21 protein-coding genes and 1 riboswitch are annotated in these 19,721 nt (G+C 67.7%); of the genes, 13 read left to right on the forward strand and 8 right to left on the reverse strand.

The annotated features are described in order from the left end of the window. The first annotated feature begins 34 nt into the window (after positions 1-34). Entirely contained in the window at positions 35-916 is an 882-nt protein-coding gene (locus DTA22_RS24505; protein WP_112301196.1) for a fumarylacetoacetate hydrolase family protein, read from the forward strand. Between the two features lie 11 nt (positions 917-927). Continuing rightward, a complete protein-coding gene (locus tag DTA22_RS24510; RefSeq protein WP_112301197.1) occupies positions 928-1,854 on the forward strand; it encodes a VOC family protein in 927 nt (308 codons plus the stop codon). Positions 1,855-1,881: 27 nt separating this feature from the next. On the opposite strand, the gene DTA22_RS24515 is transcribed toward DTA22_RS24510, so the two are convergent. After that, positions 1,882-2,103: a hypothetical protein gene (locus tag DTA22_RS24515; protein WP_037230478.1), complete on the reverse strand. Its 222-nt coding sequence runs from the start codon at positions 2,101-2,103 to the stop codon at positions 1,882-1,884. Between the two features lie 269 nt (positions 2,104-2,372). On the opposite strand from DTA22_RS24515, the gene DTA22_RS24520 reads away from it, so the two are divergent. After that, complete coding sequence (locus DTA22_RS24520) at positions 2,373-2,777, forward strand: C40 family peptidase (RefSeq protein WP_112301198.1); 405 nt, start codon at positions 2,373-2,375, stop codon at positions 2,775-2,777. A gap of 70 nt (positions 2,778-2,847) precedes the next feature. Here DTA22_RS24520 and DTA22_RS24525 read toward each other — a convergent pair whose 3' ends face one another. Continuing rightward, positions 2,848-3,189, reverse strand: a complete 342-nt coding sequence (locus DTA22_RS24525; protein ID WP_037230482.1) for a histone-like nucleoid-structuring protein Lsr2 — start codon at positions 3,187-3,189, stop codon at positions 2,848-2,850. A 140-nt stretch (positions 3,190-3,329) separates the two neighbouring features. Here DTA22_RS24525 and DTA22_RS24530 point away from each other — a divergent pair, with 140 nt between their 5' ends. Next, positions 3,330-3,509, forward strand: a complete 180-nt coding sequence (locus DTA22_RS24530) for a hypothetical protein (protein ID WP_005244285.1) — start codon at positions 3,330-3,332, stop codon at positions 3,507-3,509. A gap of 1 nt (position 3,510) precedes the next feature. Here DTA22_RS24530 and DTA22_RS24535 read toward each other — a convergent pair whose 3' ends face one another. From DTA22_RS24535 to DTA22_RS24545, 3 genes are all read right to left on the reverse strand, one after another. After that, entirely contained in the window at positions 3,511-4,914 is a 1,404-nt protein-coding gene (locus tag DTA22_RS24535; protein ID WP_037230484.1) for a CitMHS family transporter, read from the reverse strand. Between the two features lie 120 nt (positions 4,915-5,034). Continuing rightward, positions 5,035-6,330 (reverse strand): LLM class flavin-dependent oxidoreductase, encoded by a 1,296-nt coding sequence (locus DTA22_RS24540; RefSeq protein WP_112301199.1) that lies wholly within the window; start codon positions 6,328-6,330, stop codon positions 5,035-5,037. Between the two features lies 1 nt (position 6,331). Continuing rightward, positions 6,332-7,096, reverse strand: coding sequence for a 3-oxoacyl-ACP reductase (locus tag DTA22_RS24545; protein WP_112301353.1), 765 nt, complete (start codon positions 7,094-7,096; stop codon positions 6,332-6,334). Between the two features lie 48 nt (positions 7,097-7,144). Further along, positions 7,145-7,249: riboswitch (TPP riboswitch) on the reverse strand. A gap of 72 nt (positions 7,250-7,321) precedes the next feature. Between DTA22_RS24545 and DTA22_RS24550 the strand changes: the two genes are divergently transcribed. Both DTA22_RS24550 and DTA22_RS24555 read left to right on the forward strand, forming a co-directional pair. After that, positions 7,322-7,774: a MarR family winged helix-turn-helix transcriptional regulator gene (locus DTA22_RS24550; protein WP_112301200.1), complete on the forward strand. Its 453-nt coding sequence runs from the start codon at positions 7,322-7,324 to the stop codon at positions 7,772-7,774. 2 nt (positions 7,775-7,776) lie between these two features. Continuing rightward, on the forward strand, positions 7,777-8,199 hold the full coding sequence (locus tag DTA22_RS24555) for an organic hydroperoxide resistance protein (RefSeq protein ID WP_009477955.1): 423 nt from the start codon (positions 7,777-7,779) through the stop codon (positions 8,197-8,199). A gap of 21 nt (positions 8,200-8,220) precedes the next feature. Here DTA22_RS24555 and DTA22_RS24560 read toward each other — a convergent pair whose 3' ends face one another. After that, complete coding sequence (locus DTA22_RS24560; RefSeq protein WP_112301201.1) at positions 8,221-9,099, reverse strand: oxidoreductase; 879 nt, start codon at positions 9,097-9,099, stop codon at positions 8,221-8,223. 40 nt (positions 9,100-9,139) lie between these two features. Continuing rightward, a complete protein-coding gene (locus DTA22_RS24565; RefSeq protein WP_174233865.1) occupies positions 9,140-11,182 on the reverse strand; it encodes a CocE/NonD family hydrolase in 2,043 nt (680 codons plus the stop codon). Positions 11,183-11,266: 84 nt separating this feature from the next. On the opposite strand from DTA22_RS24565, the gene DTA22_RS24570 reads away from it, so the two are divergent. From DTA22_RS24570 to DTA22_RS24580, 3 genes are read left to right on the forward strand one after another with little or no spacing between them, the layout of a single operon-like run. After that, on the forward strand, positions 11,267-12,223 hold the full coding sequence (locus DTA22_RS24570; RefSeq protein WP_112301203.1) for a pseudouridine synthase: 957 nt from the start codon (positions 11,267-11,269) through the stop codon (positions 12,221-12,223). Positions 12,224-12,268: 45 nt separating this feature from the next. After that, positions 12,269-13,804, forward strand: coding sequence for a CYTH and CHAD domain-containing protein (locus DTA22_RS24575; protein ID WP_112301204.1), 1,536 nt, complete (start codon positions 12,269-12,271; stop codon positions 13,802-13,804). A 46-nt stretch (positions 13,805-13,850) separates the two neighbouring features. Next, on the forward strand, positions 13,851-14,735 hold the full coding sequence (locus tag DTA22_RS24580) for a universal stress protein (protein WP_112301205.1): 885 nt from the start codon (positions 13,851-13,853) through the stop codon (positions 14,733-14,735). 11 nt (positions 14,736-14,746) lie between these two features. On the opposite strand, the gene DTA22_RS24585 is transcribed toward DTA22_RS24580, so the two are convergent. After that, positions 14,747-15,484, reverse strand: coding sequence for a VIT1/CCC1 transporter family protein (locus DTA22_RS24585; RefSeq protein ID WP_112301206.1), 738 nt, complete (start codon positions 15,482-15,484; stop codon positions 14,747-14,749). Positions 15,485-15,623: 139 nt separating this feature from the next. Here DTA22_RS24585 and DTA22_RS24590 point away from each other — a divergent pair, with 139 nt between their 5' ends. The 4 genes from DTA22_RS24590 (at position 15,624) to DTA22_RS24605 (ending at position 19,721) form a co-directional block, all read left to right on the forward strand. Then, entirely contained in the window at positions 15,624-16,406 is a 783-nt protein-coding gene (locus tag DTA22_RS24590) for an SDR family NAD(P)-dependent oxidoreductase (protein WP_037230503.1), read from the forward strand. Between the two features lie 26 nt (positions 16,407-16,432). Next, positions 16,433-17,494, forward strand: a complete 1,062-nt coding sequence (locus DTA22_RS24595) for a lysylphosphatidylglycerol synthase transmembrane domain-containing protein (protein WP_037230505.1) — start codon at positions 16,433-16,435, stop codon at positions 17,492-17,494. A gap of 62 nt (positions 17,495-17,556) precedes the next feature. Beyond that, positions 17,557-18,384 carry an SDR family NAD(P)-dependent oxidoreductase gene (locus DTA22_RS24600; RefSeq protein WP_112301207.1) on the forward strand — a complete coding sequence of 276 codons (828 nt, stop codon included), beginning with the start codon at positions 17,557-17,559 and terminating at the stop codon, positions 18,382-18,384. A gap of 119 nt (positions 18,385-18,503) precedes the next feature. Beyond that, complete coding sequence (locus DTA22_RS24605) at positions 18,504-19,721, forward strand: ABC transporter substrate-binding protein (protein ID WP_112301208.1); 1,218 nt, start codon at positions 18,504-18,506, stop codon at positions 19,719-19,721.

Consider the following 19,721-nt stretch of genomic DNA (forward strand, 5'->3'; position numbering starts at 1 on the left):
CACAACAGACAACGCTCCAGGAGAACCTCGTTTCATGCGTATCGCCAACATCGACAACCGTGCAGCCCTTGTCATCGGAGAAGAGGGTTCCGAGCGAGGCGTCGACATCGCCCACGCCTCCCACGGCCGGTTCGAACCCGAACTGCCCGGCGTCTACCAGGCGTGGGCCGACATCACCGGATGGGCGGCCCAACAGGATCTTTCCGCCTTCGCCGACGAGAGCTTCCCGATCGACCGGTCCCTCCTCCGGGCACCGTCGCCGGCTCCCCGGCAGGTGTTCGCCGTCGGCCTGAACTACCACGCGCACGCCGCCGAATCCGGATTCGAATCCCCCACCCACCTGCCGCCGGTGTTCACCAAGTACGCCTCCAGCTTCACCGGCCCCGACACCGACGTCGTGATTCCCGCCGGCGGCAACGTCGACTGGGAGATCGAACTCGTCGCCGTCATCGGCCGCGAAACCAGCGGAATCGACGAGGCCGACGCCTGGTCCCACGTCGCCGGCCTGACCGCCGGCCAGGACATCTCCGAACGGATCACCCAGACCCGCGGTCCCGCACCGCAATTCGGCCTCGGCAAGTCCTACGCCGGGTTCTCCCCACAAGGCCCCTGGCTGGTCACCCCGGACGAGTTCACCAATCCCGACGACCTCGAACTCGGCTGCACCATCGACGGCGAACAAGTCCAGAAAGGCCGCACCCGGGACCTGATCTTCCCCGTCCCGACGCTGATCGCCGCCCTCTCCCGCACCGTCACCCTCTACCCGGGAGACGTGATCTTCACCGGCACCCCCGCCGGCGTCGGTGTCGGCCGCAACCCGCAGCGGTTCCTGCAGGCCGGCGAGAAACTCGACAGCTGGATCGACGGCATCGGTCAGCTGCACCAGCGGTTCGTCGCCCACCCCGACGCGAAGTAGAGGACGCGATCATGCCACTGCACGGACTGGGCAAGGTCACCCTCGGCGTCCCCAACGTCGACGACACCATCGCCTACTACACCGATTTCGGTCTCGGGCACCGCGGGGGCGGGGTGTTCGCCACCCGCAACGGCGGCGACCAACTCGAGATCGTCCACGCGCCCACGCGTCGACTGGTCGAGTTGACGGTCGCCGCCGACGACCCCGACGACATCGCCGCGATCACGGGGCGGCTGAGCGGGCTCGGTGTGGCGATCGACCGGAACGGCACGTCCGTCGGTGCCGTCGAACCGGTCACCGGCACCCGGGTGCGGGTCGCAATCCGGCCCCGGATCGTGATCGAGCCCGCGGTGTTGCCGACGCCGTACAACGGTCCGGGCCGGATCGACCGCTGGGGCCGGGCCCCGTTCCTGACCCGCGCCGAGCCGGTGCGTCCCCGCAAGCTCGGGCACGCGGTGATCGGGTCCACCGATCTCGAGACGACGATGCGGTTCTTCACCAAGGGCCTGGGCTTCCAGGTCAGCGACTACATGGGCGACAAGGCGGCGTTCCTGCGCTGCTCGGTCGAGCATCACAACGTGCTCGTCATGTCCGCACCGGTGAACTTCATGCATCACACCAGTTGGCAGGTCGACGACATCGACGAGGTCGGGCGCGGCGCCCACGCGATGCTCGATGGCAACCCCGAACGCCACATCTGGGGTCTCGGCCGGCACTATGCCGGCGCGAACTTCTTCTGGTACCTCAAGGACCCGGCCGGGAACTTCTCCGAGTACTACTCCGACATGGACACCGTCCCCGAAGACGAACTCTGGAGCCCGGAAGTGCTGCACGGACTTCATGGCCTCTACGCCTGGGGGCCGCCGCCGCCCCCGTCGTTCCTCGAACCGGACGACCTCGCCGCCCTCATGACCGGGGCACACAGCAGCACGGGGTGACGAGCCGGTCGCGGGATTCGGTGCCGATTAGATCAGTTCGACGACGGTCCCCAGGTCGTGCACATGCTCGGTGTCCGACGGCCCGGGGGCCGGCGCGATGTCGCCGCGTGCCGTGTGTGCCATCGATCGTGCCTCGCCCGCGGCGAAGGCAACCGGTACAGCCACGACGACGGACAGGAGGGCAGCTCCCGCGTCGAACGCCAAGCGCGCGACACCGAAAGCACAGTTCGCCGATTCTCGGATCGTCATCGTCCGCCTTCCTTCATCCCAGTCCACAGGACGTAGCGGACCACTCCTTTTGACTTAACAATTACCCGTTCGACGTTACGAGGGGCCTGCACTACTCGCGAGTACCAAACCGACCAGATCGAATGATTTTGTCGCCGGCCGTCGAATCCGGCGCCGGAGGCAGCGAAAGACAGGCACGTCTCCGGGTAATTCGGCCGGTGCACCCAGAACGCGCGAGGACCACTCTGTAAGCAGCGACACCACACCGAGTGCACTGGAGTAACGACGGCATGAACCCACACACCGGGAACCACGGATATCAGCTGGTTCACACGTTCCCCCCGCCTCCGGTGCGGCCGGGGCGCCAGGCACTGCACGCCGCCGCATCCAGAATCGGAATCCCGTGCACCCTCGGCGCCGGTGACCACCGCGCCTTCGACAGCTCCGGTCTCGTCCAATGGGCCTACAAGCAGGCCGGCATACCGGTTCCGCGCACCACCTACGAGCAACTCCGACACGGGACCGCCGTGGACGCGAGCGACCTGCAGCCCGGTGACGTCGTCCTCTTCTACGGGGGCGGCCACGCGGGGATCTACGCAGGAAACGATATGGTTGTCCACGCACCCGCTCCGGGACGCCCGGTCACGCGAGTAGCCATGAGCTCCATGTCATTTCACGCAGCGCGCCGGTACTGACGGCCGAGCAGACCCCCAGCCGACCCCGACAGCGCGACCGGAGGCGCCGACCACCCGCGGAACCGTGGGCTCAGTGAGCGGCGTTGTACGCTTCCTCGATCTCGGCAGGAATACGTCCACGCGTGGACAACTCATACCCCTGCGACGTCGCCCATTCTCGAATTTCCTTCGCCTGGCTACGCCCCTGAGACGGTGCCACTGCAGGAGTCGGCCGACGCTTCCTTCCACCGACCCGAGTTGCATGTTCGATGTAGTAGTCGAGAGTCTTGTGGAATTCTTTGGCGTTCTTGACCTTCAGATCGATCTCGTAGTCGACGCCGTCGACAGAGAACGGAATGGTCTCCCCCTTACCGTTCTTGATCGGAGTTCCGTCGATGTCGTCGATGCGTTCGACAACAACTTTGCGCGCCACAGTTCCACTCCTTCATCGTCGATAACCCGGGGAACACTACGTCGAAGTATTGTTCACCTGCCAATCCCCGACGGAGTTTTCGAACTGCAAACCCGGGTCCGCCTGATTGGAGCACCCCGCTGTCGGGGTATTCGTCGGACATGACACCGAAGGACGCATCCGGACCGAAGACCACGACCACCGACAGCGGCGCCCCGGGCGCGGACAAGGATGTGATGTCCGATCCGGCCGAGGACGACAAGAGTTCGGGCGCCGACTGGAGCGGCGAAGGTGGCGCGACCCCTGAGGGGCCCGCCACCGACACCGACACCGAGGACTAGGTCACCAGGGGATCTGCCCGAGGACCACACCGATCACCAGCATCGACAGCGACACCAGTGCGGCGCGCCACAGCACCTTCTTGTGATGGTCGGCCAGCGGGACACCCGCCAGGGTCACGAGCAGGAGGATGGCCGGGACGAGGGGGCTCTGCATGTGGAACGTCTGGCCGGTGATGGATGCGCGGGCCATCTCGACCGGCTCGATGCCGTACGTGGCCGCCGTCTCGGCGAGCACGGGCATGATGCCGAAGTAGAAGGCGTCGTTGCTCATGAAGAACGTGAACGGCAGGCTCAGGATGCCCGTGATGACGGCCAGGTGCGGTCCGAGCGACGCCGGGATGATCTCGAGCAGCCACTGCGCCATGGCCTCGACCATTCCGGTGCCCTGGAACACGCCGGTGAGCACGGCCGCGGCGAACACCATCGCGACCACGGAGACGATGCTCGACGAGTGGCGGGTGATCGCTTCCTGCTGTTCCTTGACCCGCGGGAAGTTCACCGTCAGCGCGATCGATGCGGCCACCATGAACAGGACCGGGATCGGCAGCACGTCCATCACGAGCACGACGAGGAGCGCCACGGTCACGAGCGCGTTGAACCACAGCAGCTTCGGCCGCAGCGTGGGCCGCTCGGGATCGAGACCGTCGACGAAGCCCTGGCCGTCGTCCGATCCGGCGTCGCCGGAGCCGCCCCCGGTTCGGGGTGTGTCACCGTTGCCCCCGGATCCGGTCGCGGACCGGCGGAGGCCGGAGCCTGCGGAGACGAGGAGGCGTTCGTCGGTGAGTTCGAGCGTGCCGATGCGGCGGCGTTCGCTGTAGCCCAGCTGCACGGCGAACAGCAGCACGACGAGCAGTCCGACCACCAGCGACGGGATCATCGGGACGAACACGTCCGACGGCGAGATTCCCAGCGCCGCGGCGGCCCGGACCGTCGGCCCACCCCAGGGGACGATGTTCATCGCGCCGTTCGCCAAGCCGGCGACCACCGTGAGGACGACGGGGCTGACCTTCAACTTCATGTACAGCGGCAGCAGTGCGGACGTCACGATGATGAATGTCGTGGATCCGTCGCCGTCCAGCGACACCACCATCGCGAGCACCGCGGTGCCGACGACGAGCCGCATGGGGTCGTTGCGGACGAGCCGGAGGATGAGTTTCACCAGCGGGTCGAACAGGCCGACGTCGATCATGATTCCGAAGAAGATGATCGCGAAGAACAGCAACGCGGCTGTCGGTGCCAGCGCCTTGATCCCGTCGGTGATCATGTCGCCGATGCCGAGGCCCGCCCCGGCCGCGATCCCGAAGGCGACCGGGACCGCGATCAACCCGACCACGGGAGTGGCCCGTTTGGACATGATCAAGAACATGAACACGGCCACCATCAGAAAGCCGAGTGCTACCAGCATTGCCACTCCTCGTCCGAACTCGCGTCGTGGTGTGATCGCGATAACAGCCAGTGTCGGGGGGAGGGACGCTCACAGTCACTGTTGCGTACTTAGAGAAGGTTGTGTTCTTTGTGGTGGCAACTACGGGCGACCCCGGAGATGTTCGCGCAGAGTCTCTGTCTCATACTCCGCGCGGAACAGCCCCCGCTTCTGCAGGACGGGGATCACCTCGTCGACGAAGTCGGCGAGGCCATTCGGGTAGAGCGGCGGCATCAGGTTGAAGCCGTCGGCCCCGCCGCTGCGGAACCACACCTCGATCTCGTCGGCGATCGATTCCGGGGTTCCGATCATGGTGCAGTGTCCGCCGCCTGCCGCCAGCGTGCCCAGCAGCGACCGCACGGTGGGACGGTCCTTCTCGATGATGCGGAGGATCGTGTCGTACCGGCCCTGCGGCCCGGTGAACTCCGACAGCGGCGGCAGCGCGGGAACGGGTGCGTCCAAGTCCCAGGCACTGCAGTCCTGCTGGACGAACATCGACAACTGCGCCAGCGACTGTTCGACGGGCAGGAGCGCGTCGAGTTCCGCCTTCTTCCGCCGGGCCTCCCCGCTGGTCGAGCCGACATAGGTCACGAGACCGGGCATCACGACCACCGCGTCGGCGTCGCGGCCGGCCGTGCGGATGCGCCGCTTCACGTCGGTGTAGTAGCTCTGTGCGGCCGAGAGGTCGTAGGCGACGGCGTAGATGCCCTCGGCGCACCGGGCGGCCAGGTCGCGGCCCTGATCGGACGCGCCCGCCTGGAACAGCACGGGACGACCCTGCGGTGAGTGCGGCACGTTCAGCGGACCGTCCACGAGGAAGTGCTTTCCCCGATGCTCGACCGGCTTCACCTTGGCCGGGTCCGCGAAGATGCCCTCCCGGTCGAGCACGAGCGCATCGGGCTCCCACGAATCCCACAGAGCGAGTGCCACATCGACGAATTCCGCGGCGCGCGAATAGCGCTCGTCGTGGGGAGGCATCTCCTCGAGTCCGTGATTGCGCGCCTCCGCGTCGAACATGGACGTCACCACGTTCCAGCCGACGCGGCCGCCGCTGATGTGGTCGAGCGACGCCAGCATCCGGGCGGCGTGGAACGGTGTGTAGAACGTGGTGGACACCGTCGTCACCAGTCCGACCCGCTCCGTCGCCCGCGCCATCGCGGACAGCGCGGTGAGCGGTTCGAGGAACCACATGCCTCCGGACGCGGGGTCGCGCACCGAATGCCCGTCCGCGAAGAACACCGCATCGAGGCAGCCCCGCTCCGCGGTCTGCGCCAACTCCTCGTAGTAGGTGATGTCGCAGAGTCGCTCGACCTGGGACGACGGGTGCCGCCACGCGGCGCCGTGGTGCCCGCAGCTGTAGAGGAACGCGTTGAAGTGCAGTTGCCGGGCGTCGCTCATGTCAGTCCTTGACCAGTCCGCCGTCGACGACGAGGTTCTGGCCGGTCACCGCACGCGACCACGGGGACGCGAAGAACAGCACCGCGTCGGCGAACTCGTCGGGGGTGGTGACCCGCTGCAGCGGGGTGCTCGCCGCGATGAGGTCGAACACCTCGTCGGGAGTGGCAGCGCTCGCGTCGGTGGTGCGGAGCAGCCCGCCCGAGACCATGTTGACGGTGATGCCGTCGGGACCGAGGTCGGAGGCGAGCGTGCGGGTCAGCGACAGCGCCGCCGCCTTGGCTGCCGTGTAGTCGTGGTACGGGACGACCGGGTTCTGGAACAGGTTGGTGCCGATGTTCACGATCCGGCCGAACCCGAGCGAACGCATGCCCGGCAGCGCGGCCTGCGTCGTGTGCAGTGTCGCCTTCACGCTGCCACGCAGCTGCGCGTCGAAGGCATCCCACGTGATGACGTCCGCCTTGTCGCGGGCGTCGCCGTTGAAGGAGAAGTCGGCGAGCGCGTTGTTGATCACCGTGGTCACCGGGGAGCCGAAGTGCTCCTCCGCCGCGGAGAACAGCGCCGCCACCTGTCCGGCATCGGTGACGTCGCCCCGGAGCGCGACCGCACGGTCCGCGCCCAGGGAGGCCGCGAGTTCCTCGGCCGCCTCCCGGCTGCTCCGGTAGTTCACGATCACCCGCGCGTCCTGCGCCGCGAACGACCGCACGATGGCGGCGCCGAGGCCCCGTCCACCGCCGGTCACCAGGACGATCTGCTTGTCGAGCTGCATGCTGTCACCTTCCGTTCGGTCGGCGACGAGATATCGGATGAGCGCATACGGCCGTCTCCGCGACATCCCTTCGCCGGCATTACCCAGTTCAGGTTCGACGGGTGTGTTCTCAGCCGTCCGGCTCGTCGCCGGGCAGCACCCCGTGTCACTGGCCAACAGTGTAAGCACAATCACCGTTTTTGACTCTTGGTTGTGCACAACCTAGTTGTGTGCAACTATTCAGTGGTGACCGACAACCTCGCCCTCGACCGCCAGGTGTGCTTCGCGCTGTACTCGGCTTCCCGGGCGATGACGGCGAGATACCGGTCGATGCTCGACTCGCTGGGAGTGACCTACCCGCAGTACCTCGTGCTGCTGGTTCTCTGGGAACAGGACGGTCGCGGAGTACGTGAGATCTGCGACGCCCTCGACCTCGACACCGGCACGCTGTCGCCACTGCTCAAGCGGCTCGAAACCCTGGGCCTGGTCGAACGCAGGCGCTCGTCCGCCGACGAGCGCCGCGTCGGGATCCACCTCACCGAGAAGGGTGCGGGCCTCCGCGCCGCCGCGGAGGCCATCCCTGCGGAACTCGCCCAGTCGACGGGAATGGGCATCGACGAACTCGTCGCCCTCCGAAACACCCTGTCGCGGCTCACCGAATCGCTCCACAGCGTCAACACCCCTACAGGAGAGAAGTAACCATGAAGATCGTCTACACAGCCGAAGCCCTCGCCACCGGAGAAGGACGCAACGGCCACGCCCGCACGTCCGACGGCCGGCTCGACCTGAACCTCGCGATCCCCACGGAGATGGGTGGGTCCGGCGACGGCACCAACCCCGAGCAGCTGTTCGCCGCCGGATACGCGGCATGCTTCCACTCCGCACTCCAGCTGGTCGGCCGTCAGGCAAAGGCGAACGTCGCCGACTCGGCCGTCGGCGCCCGCGTCGGCATCGGCCCGACGGACGGCGGCGGATTCGGTCTCGCCGTCACCCTCGAGGTCTCCCTCCCCCACCTGCCCCGCGCCGAGGCGCTCGAACTGACCGAGAAGGCACACCAGGTGTGCCCCTACTCCAACGCCACCCGCGGCAACATCGACGTCACCCTCGAGGTCACCGAAGACTGAGAAATCCTGACGGGCGTCGGGTCACCCGAACTTGAACTCGACGCCCGTCAGGTCCTCCGACAGGGACCACAGCGCCCGCGCGGTGTGCTCGTCCCGCGACTTCTTGTTGGAGCCCACCACTTTCGGGTGGCCACGCTGCTCGAACAGGCCGTCCGGCCCGATGTAGCTGCCGCCGATCACGTCGGGAGCCGTGGCCGCGTACAGCATCGGCAGCGCCCCCATCTCCGCCGACTGCGCGAAGATCCGGTTGCCGACGGCCATCAGCTTGTCCTGCACCGACTCGGTGTGGGCCTGCAGATTGGTCGACGCGTAACCGGGGTGCGCGGCCACGGCTTTGACGGGTGACCCCGCCGCGGACAGCCTGCGCTGCAATTCGTATGTGAACAGCAGATTCGCGAGTTTCGACTGCCCGTACGAGCTCCACCGGTTGTACTTGCGGCGTTCCCAGTTGAGGTCGTCGAGGTGAATCGTTCCCGCCTGATGCGCGGCACTCGACATCGTGGCGACCCGATCGGTGATCTTGTCGAGCAGCAGGCCGGTCAACGCGAAGTGCCCGAGATGATTTGTGCCGATCTGCATTTCGAATCCGTCGGCGGTCTTGCGCTGCGGAACCGCCATCACGCCGGCGTTGTTCACGAGCACGTCGACGGAATCGACGCCGGCCGCGAACTCGCGCACCGAGGCGAGGTCGGACAGATCGAGGCGGCGCACCTCGGCGTTGTCACCGATCGACCGTGCGACGACCTCTCCCTTGTGGGTATTGCGGCAAGCCAGTACGACGTGCGCCCCCGCCTTGCCCAGAGCCCGCGCGGCCACCTCCCCCAGACCGCTGTTGGCGCCCGTCACGACGAACGTGCGGCCGCTCTGATCGACGATGTCCGAAGCTGTCCACTTGGTCATGACGTCAACCCTACGGATCTCGGGACGTGTCGTGAACCCGTCACCACGCCTGCGCTCCGACCAGCGGAAGATTCACAAAACTCGGCCGATCCGGGGACAACGCGACGTGCTGCGGCTTCAGTTGACTGTCGGCCAGTATCGGTCCGAGCGGCAGATACCGGGGGACGCTGCCGGCGTACACGTCGACGCGCAGCCGGTGCCCCGGTTCGAGGACCGCGTCGGTGGGAACGAAGTTGATGTCCACCGGCGTCACTTCACCCGGAACCAGCGGCTGACGGGCCTCCACCGTCAGATAGTGGTGCGGTTCGGTGTAGTCACCGTTCGCCGACCTGGTGCTCTTCGAATCGTCCACGGCCCGCATGGAAGCGGTGAGAGCGCCGTTGGTGAGCGGAGTCGACGTTCCGTCCGGTGCGACGTCGTTCAGCGTCACCGCCCAGAATCCGTCCGGGGCGTCCAGCACGGTTTCGAGGTGCAGATTGACCGGGCCCGACAGCTCGGTCGGCTGAGCGACGGGCGCACTGGTGAACGTCAGGCCCTCGGCCTCGTTGAACCGGGAGTCCTTGCTGCACACCGACCCGAAGACGACGGCAGCGCCTGCGGTGCCCTGTGCACCGTCGCGGGAACAGAGCCCGCGAAGTCCGGGTGCGACGGTGAGCTGTGCCGCGTCGCCGGGTTTCGCCGACACCAGGCTGCCGTCGTGGGCGGCGTGCCCGGCGGTGCCGCTGGGGGCGCCCGACAGGTACATCCGCTGGTAGTCGACACCGGCCCGCGGGAACTGATCGGTGGTGGTCCAGCCGTTGCCCTGCTGATACAGCGTGACCGGGCCGTACTCGTCGATGCCGTTGTCGATGCCCTTCAGCCACTTGTCGAACCAGGCGCGTTCGAGGACGTCGAGTCGCGGTGGCGCACCCTGCTCACCGAAGCCGCCGCCGAACGAGATGTGGTAGGCGTCGCTCATGATCAGCTGCTTCTCACCGGCAGGCAGCGGGATGTCGTTGTAGACGCGCGGCTCGCTGTTCGCGAAGATGTCGTGCCACGCGCCGTAGAGCATCGTCGGCACCTGAATGTTCGCGGCCTGAGCCTTCCGCTCCTCGTAGAACTCGCCGTCCTGCGCCACCCGCAGCGTGCCGGGGTCGAGACCGTTGATGTCCGGCGCGGTCATGGCCTCGATGAGTGCGGGGAACAGCGTCAGCGGATCCCGCAACCGATCCTGCAGCCACTGCTGGTCGAAGCGGCCCTGCGCGAGGGCCTGGACGTCGGGAACGAACTTGAGACCGTTGACCAGCGACAGCCACAGCGGCATGAAGCCCACGCCGAGACCACCGCCCGTTCCGACGATGTCGCGGAGCAGATCGTTGCCCGGTTCGGTCGGGAAGATCGCCTTCAGCGCCGGCGGCTGATGCCCCGCGGCCTGCAGCGAATTGATCCCCGAGTAGGACACCCCCGCCATGCCGACCTTGCCGTCCGACCATCCCTGCTTGCTCATCCAGTCGATGATCTCGACGGAGTCCTGCTGCTCGAGCGGACCGAGCGCCTGCCATTCACCCTGCGAGAAGCCGGTGCCCCGCGCATCGACCACCACCTGGGTGTATCCGTTCCGGACGAGGTCGCGGTTGATGCCGAACACGCGCATTCCGCCGCCGGTGAGCACCTTCGCCGCTTCACCGACGCCGTCGAACGGGGTTCCGGCGAGGTCGAAGGAGTTCACCAGGTCGACGACGGTGTCCTCGAGCCCGGGCGCCGCGAACACGGAATCGACGAGATTGCCGACCAGCTTCGTGTACGGCGTGACATTGAGGACCGACGGCATCTTGGTGTCGATCGGTGTGCCGGAGGCGTCCGCGGGGCGATAGACGTTGGCCTTCAGCACCGTTCCGTCACTCATCGTGATGGGGACGTCCCAGTCGATCGCGATCACCGGGTACTCGGGCGGCGCGTCGACCGCGGCGTTCCACGCCGCCCCGGCCGCCCCGCCCGTCGGATCTGCCGACGCCGTCACCGTGGGCACCACCGCGAGCCCCACCCCCACCGCCAGAGCGACTGCCACCGCACCCGGTCGAAACGCCCATCGACGCACGATCACCACGAACCCCCGTGAAATCCTCCGATGACGCGCCTCAGCGACCAGTCAGGGTGGTCCGCGTCACAAACTTACCGGATAGTAACCATGAGTCCCCTCGCGGTCAACGGCGGATTTCCGCAGCCTGTCGACTACCGTGACGGGGTGCCCGACGCCCCACTTCCCGTCCGCGACGGCCTCAACCCGACGCGGCTGAGGATGCCGGACGACGGCTCGTGGCCCACCGTGCTCGCGTACCTCGTCGCACGTTTTCCGCACGACGAGACCCGCCTTCGCGAGAAGGTGGCCACTTCGGAAGTCGTCGACGAGCGCGGGCAGCCGATCACCGAGGCCACCCCGTTCGCACCCCGCAGATTCGTGTACCTGTACCGGGATCCGCCGGTCGAGAAGCGGGTGCCGTTCGAGATCGAGATCCTCCACCGCGACGAGGACCTCCTCGTCGTGGACAAACCCCACTTCCTGGCCAGCACCCCGCGCGGCGCGTACATCGCGGAGTCGGCGCTGGTCCGGTTGCGCCGAGACCTCGACCTCCCGGAACTGACACCCGCGCACCGGCTCGACCGGTTGACCGCCGGGGTGCTGATCTTCACGGTGCGTCGGGAGGTCCGGCGCGACTACCAGTCGCTGTTCGATCAGCGCCGGGTGGTCAAGGAGTACGAGGCGGTCGCCCGTCACGACCCCGACCTTCCGCTCCCCGTCACCGTCCGCAGTCGAATCGTCAAGGAGCGGGGCGTCCTGAAGGCCTACGAGGTGGACGGTCCCGCCAACAGCGAGAGCCGCATCGAACTCCTCGAGGTCCACGGCGACGTGGCCCGGTACCGACTGCTGCCGCACACCGGCAAGACGCACCAGTTGCGGTTGCACATGAGTTCGCTCGGCATCCCGATCCACGGCGACAACTTCTATCCCGACTTCTACGACGTTGCCGCCGACGACTATTCGACGCCGCTTCGGCTGCTGGCCCGGTCCGTCGAGTTCGTCGACCCCTATTCCGGCGTCACGCGACGCTTCGCGAGTGTCCGGAGCCTCGACTGGCCGAGCTGACCTCGCATTCTTTCCCTCCACCCGGACAGGCGGAAAGATGGTGACATGAGTACCGCGACGTCCGTCTCCGAAGTGGAACGCAAGTACGAAGCGTCATCCGATCAGCAACTCCCGGCACTCTCGGGACTTCCGGGTGTCGATGGTGAACCGCGACGCGACACGGTCCAGCTGTCCGCCCTGTATTACGACACCGGCGAACTCCTGCTACTCCGCGCCGGAATCACCCTCCGCCGCCGGGAAGGCGGCGACGATGCCGGCTGGCACCTGAAGATCCCGGCAGGCGCGGATGAGCGGACCGAGCTGCAGCTGGCACCGGACGCCGAGCACCCCGAGACGGAGGTGCCCCGGGAATTCACGGAACTGCTCACGGCTGTCACCCGCGGCGCCGCACTGAACCCGGTCGCGCTCATCAGCACCGACCGCGAGCGGCAGCGGCTCGTGGACGCGGCGGGAACGACGCTCGCCGAGGTCGTCTCGGACGTCGTGATCGCTGCCGTCCCCGAGACGGGGACCGGATCCGACGAGCGGGTGTGGCGCGAGATCGAGGTCGAACTCGCGGCCGGCGACCGAAACCTGTTCGACGCCATCGACTCCCGGCTGACCGATGCTGGAATCACCCGGTCGGACGCGCCGTCGAAGCTGCGGCGGGCGCTCGGCGACGCGGTGACCGGCACCCCGCGCCCCGCGCGCAGGAAGAAGGGCTCCGCTCCGCGGACGCTGCTGCTGGAGTATCTGGCGGCACAGAAGAATTCTCTCGTGGCGGCCGACCTCGGCGTGCGGCGCGACCTCGAGGAGTCCGTCCACGACCTCCGGGTCTCGGCCCGGCGCATTCGGAGTGTCCTCCAGGTGTACGGGCCCAGCCTGCGCGATCAGGAAACCGTCGACGAGTTGATCGTCGAACTCCGCTGGGTCGGTCAGGCCCTCAGCTCGGCGCGGGACACCGAGGTGCAGTGGAGCCGGCTCGTCGATCGGCTGGGCGGCGCCGAGGAAATACCCGACCGCGAGGTCGTGCGGGCGCGCCTCGACGAATACTTCTCGGGGCTTGCCGCGACGGCCCGGCCCGCGGCACTGGCCGCCCTGAACTCCCAGCGCTACCTCGACCTGCTCGCCGGGCTCGACACGTTCCTCGCCGCCGTCGAGGCGTCCGGGGGCTCGGGCCCGTCGAAGAAGTCCGTCGCGAAGTCCCTGCGCGCGTTGTCGAAGTCCGTCCACCGGCGCGTGCGGAAGGCGGCGGCCGCGACCACCCGGGCCGAGCGCGACGAGCTGACGCACCGAGCGCGCAAGCGCGCCAAACGAATGCGCTACGCAATCGAGTCGACGCGGTCGCTGGCGCCGAAGGGCTCCGACCGCGCGCAGACGAGGTTCAAGGGATTTCAGGACGTACTCGGCGAGTACCAGGACGCGGTCGTCGCACGGGACCACATCCTCGCGATGGTCGCGGAGGATCAGCACTCCGCCGAGTCGAGCCTGGGCCTCGGAATGCTGCTGCAGCGTGAGCTCGATCGCGGTGACGCACTGGCAGTCGAAGTGAAACCGGAGTGGAAGAGCGCGAAGAAGGTGGCCCGAAAAGTCTGGAAGTAGGGCACAGTCGGGGAGTACCCAACAGCGTGAGCGAAGGGAGCCAGACGTGAGCACACCCGCCAGTCATTCCGTCGTCGTCGGCCTGGACGGATCCGACGCCTCCACCGCCGCCGCCCTGTGGGGCGCCACAGTCGCGTCGAAGTGGGGTGCCACGCTGTCGCTCGTGCACGCGCTGCCGCAGGACGGCCCGTTGTACAGTCCCGCCGCGATCATGCTGGAATCGCAGTTCCTCAGTCAGCTGCGCGAGGACGGCGAGGCCATCATCGGGACGGCGAAGAGGCTGCTGGGACCGAAATTCCCGGGTCTCGACATCGAGACGACCATCAGTCCCGGTCCGGCGGGCACCGCACTGCTCGAGGCCGCCGACTGGGCCCGGTTGATCGTGCTCGGATCCACGGGAACGGGAGCGATCCGTTCGGTGCTGCTCGGCTCGACTGCGCTGCACGTGGCCAACCGCGCACCCTGCCCGGTGATCGTTCTGCGGGGTGAGGTCACCACACCGGACCAGCGCCCGGTGGTGGTCGGGGTCGACGGAAGCGACCTCAGCCGCGACGCGGTGGCCCACGCATTCGAGTTCGCGTCGTTCTTCGAGGCGCCGCTGAGCGCCGTCCACACGTGGCAGGGCTCCCCGACACTCGGCGCGGGCGGCACCGGCATGCTCGTCGACTGGGACGCCGTCAAGCAGGAAGAGGAGGCACTGCTCTCCGAGGGTCTCGCGGGTGAGTCGGAACGATACCCGGACGTGTCGGTGACCAGGGTGGCCGAGCAGGGCGCCGCAGCCGACGTCATCCTGCGGCATGCGGGGGACGCCCAGCTGATCGTCGTCGGCAGCCACGGCCGAGGACCGTTGCTCGGCGCGCTGATGGGCTCCACGAGCCAGAATCTGCTCCACCACGCGACGTGTCCGGTCATGATCTGCCGGAGCGAGTGACGGTCGTCCGGCTAGACGATGCTCGTCCCCACCAGCTGGCCGATTCCGTACGTGACGATCATCGCGAGTGCCCCGCCCAGCACGACACGGAGCACTGCACGGGTGCGCTGTGCGCCGCCGAGAGCGGCGCTGACGGTGCCCGTGAGGGCCAGCGCGACCAGCACCGCGGCGAATGCCACCGGAATGCGCAGGTGCACAGGCGGTAGGAGGATCGCCAGCAGCGGGACGAGCGCGCCGAGCGTGAAGGACAGCGCCGAGGATCCCGCGGCCTGCCAGGGGTTGGTCAGGTCGTCCGGGTCGATGCCCAATTCCACGTCCACGTGGGCAGCGAACGCATCGTGATCGGTGAGTTCGCGCGCGACCGTCCGGGCGGTCTCGTCGCTCAGCCCCTTGGCCTCGTACATCGCGACGAGTTCCTCGAACTCGGCACCGGGGGTTTCGGCGAGTTCGCGGCGTTCCTTCGACAACAGCGCGCGTTCGGTGTCGCGCTGGGTGCTCACCGAGACGTATTCGCCCAGGGCCATCGACACCGCCCCGGCTGCGAGACCTGCGAATCCGGCAGTGAAGATCGCCGACCGCTCGGTGGTGGCCGCGGCCACCCCGACCACCAAGCCTGCGGTCGACACGATGCCGTCATTGGCACCGAGAACACCGGCCCGCAACCAGTTGAGGCGGCTCGCCAGACTGGGTGCGTGCGGCTCGTCGGGATGCCGCGAGGGCTCGGCCCGCTCGGCGTTCGCTGCTGACATGCGTTCAGGCTAAGGCGAAAAGACCTGGTCGGATAGCCAGGCTAGGCTGCGCTCGGCCGCGGTGAGCCGTTCCCCGCACACCGAAACCAAGCAGTTGCTAGGTTAGGGGCGCTCGTTCCTCACACGCTTGGAGTTCCTCATGGCGACACCCGCCACCAGCACCCCCCGACGTCGCTGCGCCGCACTGGTGACGGGCGGCACCGGCGGCATCGGCTCCGCCATCGCACGTCAACTCGCGACCCTCGGCCACGACGTGGCCATCACCTACCGATCCAATGCCGATGTCGCCGCGGACCTCATCGGCGAATTGGAAGGCCGGGGCGTCGCCGCGCAGGCGTTCTCCGCCGACCTCACCGACCAGTCCCGCGTCGCGAGTGTCGTGAAGCAGACCGTCGAACACTTCGGCGGCCTCGGCGTCCTCGTTCACGCCGCGGGACCGCACATTCCGATGATCCACCTGTCCGACGTCGCTCCCCGGGACTACGCCGAGCACCTCGAACAGGAGGCCGTCGCCTTCTTCACCGTCGTCAAGGCCGCCCTGCCCGCACTCAGGGAGGCGTCCGGTTCCGTCGTCGCGGTCACGACCGCGGCCACCAGCCGGTTCCCGGTGCGCGACGGACTGTCGCCGGGAACCAAGGGCGCGATCGAACAGCTGGTCAAGGGATTCGCCGCCGAGGAGGGCCGCTACGGCGTCCGCTTCAACTCGGTGGGCCCGGGCATGCTCACCGACGGCATGGCCGAGCGGCTGATCAACTCCGAAGAACTCGACCAGCGCGCACTCGACGCCGCCATGAGCCGGATACCGCTACGCCGGTTCGGCACCGCCGCCGATATCGCCGAGGCGGTCTGTTTCCTCGCGAGCGACCGGGCCGGGTTCGTCACCGGGCAGAAGCTCGACGTCGACGGCGGATACACGGTGTGATCAGCGGCCATGTGTAATGGACGGGTATGACTGACGCCGACGACACCCGCCCGACGCCCCGCAGGCGTCGTGTCGAATGGGTGATCGGCGGCCTGCTCGTCGTCGTGCTCGCGGTGGAGATCATCCTCATCTGGCCGGACCTCTCGGAGAGCGTCCAGAACCTCGGCGACCTCGAATGGGGATGGGTGGCCGCGGCGGTCGTGGCGTCGCTCGCGTCGATGTCGAGTTTCGCCCGGGTCCAGCGCTGCCTGCTGGGGGTCGCGGACGTGCACGTCAGACAGCGGCAGTCCCTCGCGGTGACGTTCGCCTCCAATTCGATGAGCGTGACGCTGCCGGGCGGCCCGGTTCTGGCGACGACGTTCACGTACCGGCAGACGCGCCTCTGGGGTGCCTCACCGGTGGTCGCGACGTGGCAACTGGTGATGGCCGGCGTCCTCCAGGCGATCGGGCTGGCGCTCGTCGGACTGGCGGGCGCGCTGCTCGTCGGGGCCAAGACCAACCCGTTCTCGCTGATCTTCACGTTCGGCGGCCTGTGCGCCTTCCTCGTCGTGGCTCAGTACGCCGCATCACGGCCCGACGCCCTCGAAGGTGTCGGCATCACCGCGCTGCGCGGATTCAACGCGCTTCGAAAGAAGCCACCGCTGACCGGTGTTCGCCAGTGGAAGCACATCGTGAACCAGATGAGCGCCGTCCGGATGGATCGCCGCGACACGGCCCGCGCGTTCGGGTGGTCGCTGTTCAACTGGATCGCCGACGCCTCGTGCCTCGCCTTCGCGTGCTACGCGGTCGGCGCCCATCCCGGGTTCGCCGGACTCGCCGTCGCGTACGCGGCGGGCAACGCCGCGGGTTCGGCCATCCCGCTCCTGCCCGCCGGGCTGGGTGTGATGGACGCCGTGCTCGTCCCCGCTCTGACCGCCAGCGGAATGACCGGCGCCGAGGCGGTATCCGCGATCGTCGTCTACCGGCTGGTCAGCTTCCTGCTCATGGCGGCCATCGGCTGGATCGTCTTCGCGGCACGCTTCCGGGGTGCGCAACAGCAGGGCGACGAGGGCCCGGACCTCGAACCGCTGTGGCGTCGCGGCACGTGAATACGTCCCGCTGAGAGAGAAACCCGGGCCGGGACGGCCGACGACGGTCCTACGGTCGATCCGTGACGGAACCGGAAACACGTGAAAAGCAGGTCGTCGTCGTCACCGGCGCGGCCTCGGGAATCGGTGCGGGGATAGCCCGGCACGCGCATGCCCGCGGTATGGCCGTAATCCTCGCAGACATCGACACGACCGCACTGGACCGTCTGGCCGCGGACCTGGGCGGAGCCGCCCTCACGTGCGCGACCGACGTCGCGGACTCCGGGTCCGTCCACGCCCTGGCCGATCTCGCGTACGACTCGTTCGGCCGGGTGGACCTGCTCTTCAACAACGCGGGAATCATGCGGGCCGGATTCCTCTGGCAACTCGGCGAATCCGACTGGGACGCCGCCCTCGGTGTCAACGTCACGGGTGTCGTCAACGGGATCCGGGCGTTCGTTCCGCGCATGATCGACCAGGACGGCGGCGGACGCGTCGTCAACACGGCATCGGTCGGCGGATTCGCGCCCGGGCCGATGATGTCGCCGTACAGCGCATCGAAGTTCGCGGTCGTCGCGATCACCGAGTGCCTGCAGATGGAGCTGAGCATGGTGGGCGCCCCGGTGTCCGCGAGCGTGCTCGCGCCGGGGCCTGTCATCACGTCCGTCTTCGACAACCCGTTCGGGGCGGTCTCCCATCCGGCCGTCGACCGGATGGTCGCGCAGATGCGCGAACTGCTCGGCACCGACGGTCTCGACGCCGACACGTTCGCCGAGTTGGTCTTCGCAGGCATCGACCGGGGCGACTTCTGGCTCGCACCGCAGGGCGAGCACCTCGACGCCATGGTGCGCCAGCACACCGCCACCATCCTCGAGCGGCGAGAACCGGTGATCCGGCAGTCGTTTCGCTGAGCGCGGCACGTCGAGATCGTCCCGCCGAGTGGGACATTCGGCGGACAGCGACCGTTAGTTCTGCTACCTTTTGCCGAACCAAGCACTTGCTTGCTTTCCGTGATGTCAAAGGGGCGCCCATGCGAATTCGATCCTCAGCTCTCACTGCGGCGCTCGCCGTGACCGCGCTCACGCTCACCGGCTGTTCCGGCGCGGGCGCAGACGACGCCGACGCCGCCGGCGGCCCGTACCGGGTGCTCGTGACCGGCGGAATCAGCGGGCAGGGCGCGCTCGCCGCGAATGCTCAGACGTCCGTGCTCGCGGCGAAGGCAAGCGCCGAGGCGGTGAACAGGGCCGGCGGCGTCGGTGGACGCCAAGTGGAGATCACCGTCGTCGACGACGCGGGCGACGCCACCACTGCCGTGTCCAAGCTGCGAGAGGCCATCGCGTCGGGAAAGAAGCCCGACCTCTTTCTCAACTCGGGCCCGTCGACCATCACCACCGCGACCCTGCCGATCCTCGCGCAGAACAAGATCCTCTCGTTCAACATCGGGCCCACCGAGGATTCGGCGAATCCGGAGAAATACCCGCTCAACTTCGACCTCGCGTCGGGACCGGCCGAAAACGCCGAGACCATCGTGCGATACATCAAGGGCAAGGGATATCAGTCCGTCGGCGTCGTCCACGGGAGCAGCGCCTACGGTGAAGTGTTCGGGCAGGCGATGGAAGACGCGCTGAGCGGTGAAAGTGTGAGTAGCACCGGATCCGAGGAGTACGACACCGCAGCACTCGACATGACTGCGCAGCTGCAATCGCTGAAGAACCGAGGCACACAGGCGCTCGTCGTGGACGCCTACGGGGCACCACTGGGGTATCTACTCGCGAGCCTTCAGCGGCTCGACTGGAACATTCCGCTCGTCGGAAACACCTCGGTCGCGGGAACGTCGCTGGTCTCGAAGGCTGCACCGGAAGGTGTGCTCGGCACTCCGGCAACGGCGAATCTGGTCATGCACGTCCTCTCGAGCACCGTCCACGACGCTGACGACACCGCGGTCAACACCATGGTCGACAACATGAAGGCCATGGGCGACATCCCGTCGACGCTGATCCTCGCCGACAACTACGACGCACTGCCCCTCGTCGTGGCCGCCGCGAACAAGGCCGGAACCTCGTCCGATCCCGAAGCCCTCGCCGATGCGCTCGAGAACCAGGAAGTCCTCGACAGCGCCGAGACCGCGTTCTCCCCGTCCTATCACTTCTCAGCGGACTCGCACGCGTCGAAACCCGGAGACGAAGCGTACAAGTTCGTGCCGCCGAGCCCACTCCTCAACGGCCAGTACGGAAACCCGAGCGCGTGA

The sequence above is a fragment of the Rhodococcus wratislaviensis genome, assembly GCF_900455735.1.
Lineage (GTDB): Bacteria > Actinomycetota > Actinomycetes > Mycobacteriales > Mycobacteriaceae > Rhodococcus_F > Rhodococcus_F wratislaviensis.

Excerpts from the sequence above, each read along its gene's own strand:
- DTA22_RS24505 (WP_112301196.1), top strand. The coding sequence starts at position 35 with ATGCGTATCGCCAACATCGACAACCGTGCAGCCCTTGTCATCGGAGAA.
- DTA22_RS24510 (WP_112301197.1), top strand. The coding sequence starts at position 928 with ATGCCACTGCACGGACTGGGCAAGGTCACCCTCGGCGTCCCCAACGTC.
- DTA22_RS24515 (WP_037230478.1), bottom strand. The coding sequence starts at position 2,103 with ATGACGATCCGAGAATCGGCGAACTGTGCTTTCGGTGTCGCGCGCTTG.
- DTA22_RS24520 (WP_112301198.1), top strand. The coding sequence starts at position 2,373 with ATGAACCCACACACCGGGAACCACGGATATCAGCTGGTTCACACGTTC.
- DTA22_RS24530 (WP_005244285.1), top strand. The coding sequence starts at position 3,330 with ATGACACCGAAGGACGCATCCGGACCGAAGACCACGACCACCGACAGC.
- DTA22_RS24535 (WP_037230484.1), bottom strand. The coding sequence starts at position 4,914 with ATGCTGGTAGCACTCGGCTTTCTGATGGTGGCCGTGTTCATGTTCTTG.
- DTA22_RS24540 (WP_112301199.1), bottom strand. The coding sequence starts at position 6,330 with ATGAGCGACGCCCGGCAACTGCACTTCAACGCGTTCCTCTACAGCTGC.
- DTA22_RS24545 (WP_112301353.1), bottom strand. The coding sequence starts at position 7,096 with ATGCAGCTCGACAAGCAGATCGTCCTGGTGACCGGCGGTGGACGGGGC.
- DTA22_RS24555 (WP_009477955.1), top strand. The coding sequence starts at position 7,777 with ATGAAGATCGTCTACACAGCCGAAGCCCTCGCCACCGGAGAAGGACGC.
- DTA22_RS24560 (WP_112301201.1), bottom strand. The coding sequence starts at position 9,099 with ATGACCAAGTGGACAGCTTCGGACATCGTCGATCAGAGCGGCCGCACG.
- DTA22_RS24570 (WP_112301203.1), top strand. The coding sequence starts at position 11,267 with ATGAGTCCCCTCGCGGTCAACGGCGGATTTCCGCAGCCTGTCGACTAC.
- DTA22_RS24575 (WP_112301204.1), top strand. The coding sequence starts at position 12,269 with ATGAGTACCGCGACGTCCGTCTCCGAAGTGGAACGCAAGTACGAAGCG.
- DTA22_RS24585 (WP_112301206.1), bottom strand. The coding sequence starts at position 15,484 with ATGTCAGCAGCGAACGCCGAGCGGGCCGAGCCCTCGCGGCATCCCGAC.
- DTA22_RS24590 (WP_037230503.1), top strand. The coding sequence starts at position 15,624 with ATGGCGACACCCGCCACCAGCACCCCCCGACGTCGCTGCGCCGCACTG.
- DTA22_RS24595 (WP_037230505.1), top strand. The coding sequence starts at position 16,433 with ATGACTGACGCCGACGACACCCGCCCGACGCCCCGCAGGCGTCGTGTC.
- DTA22_RS24605 (WP_112301208.1), top strand. The coding sequence starts at position 18,504 with ATGCGAATTCGATCCTCAGCTCTCACTGCGGCGCTCGCCGTGACCGCG.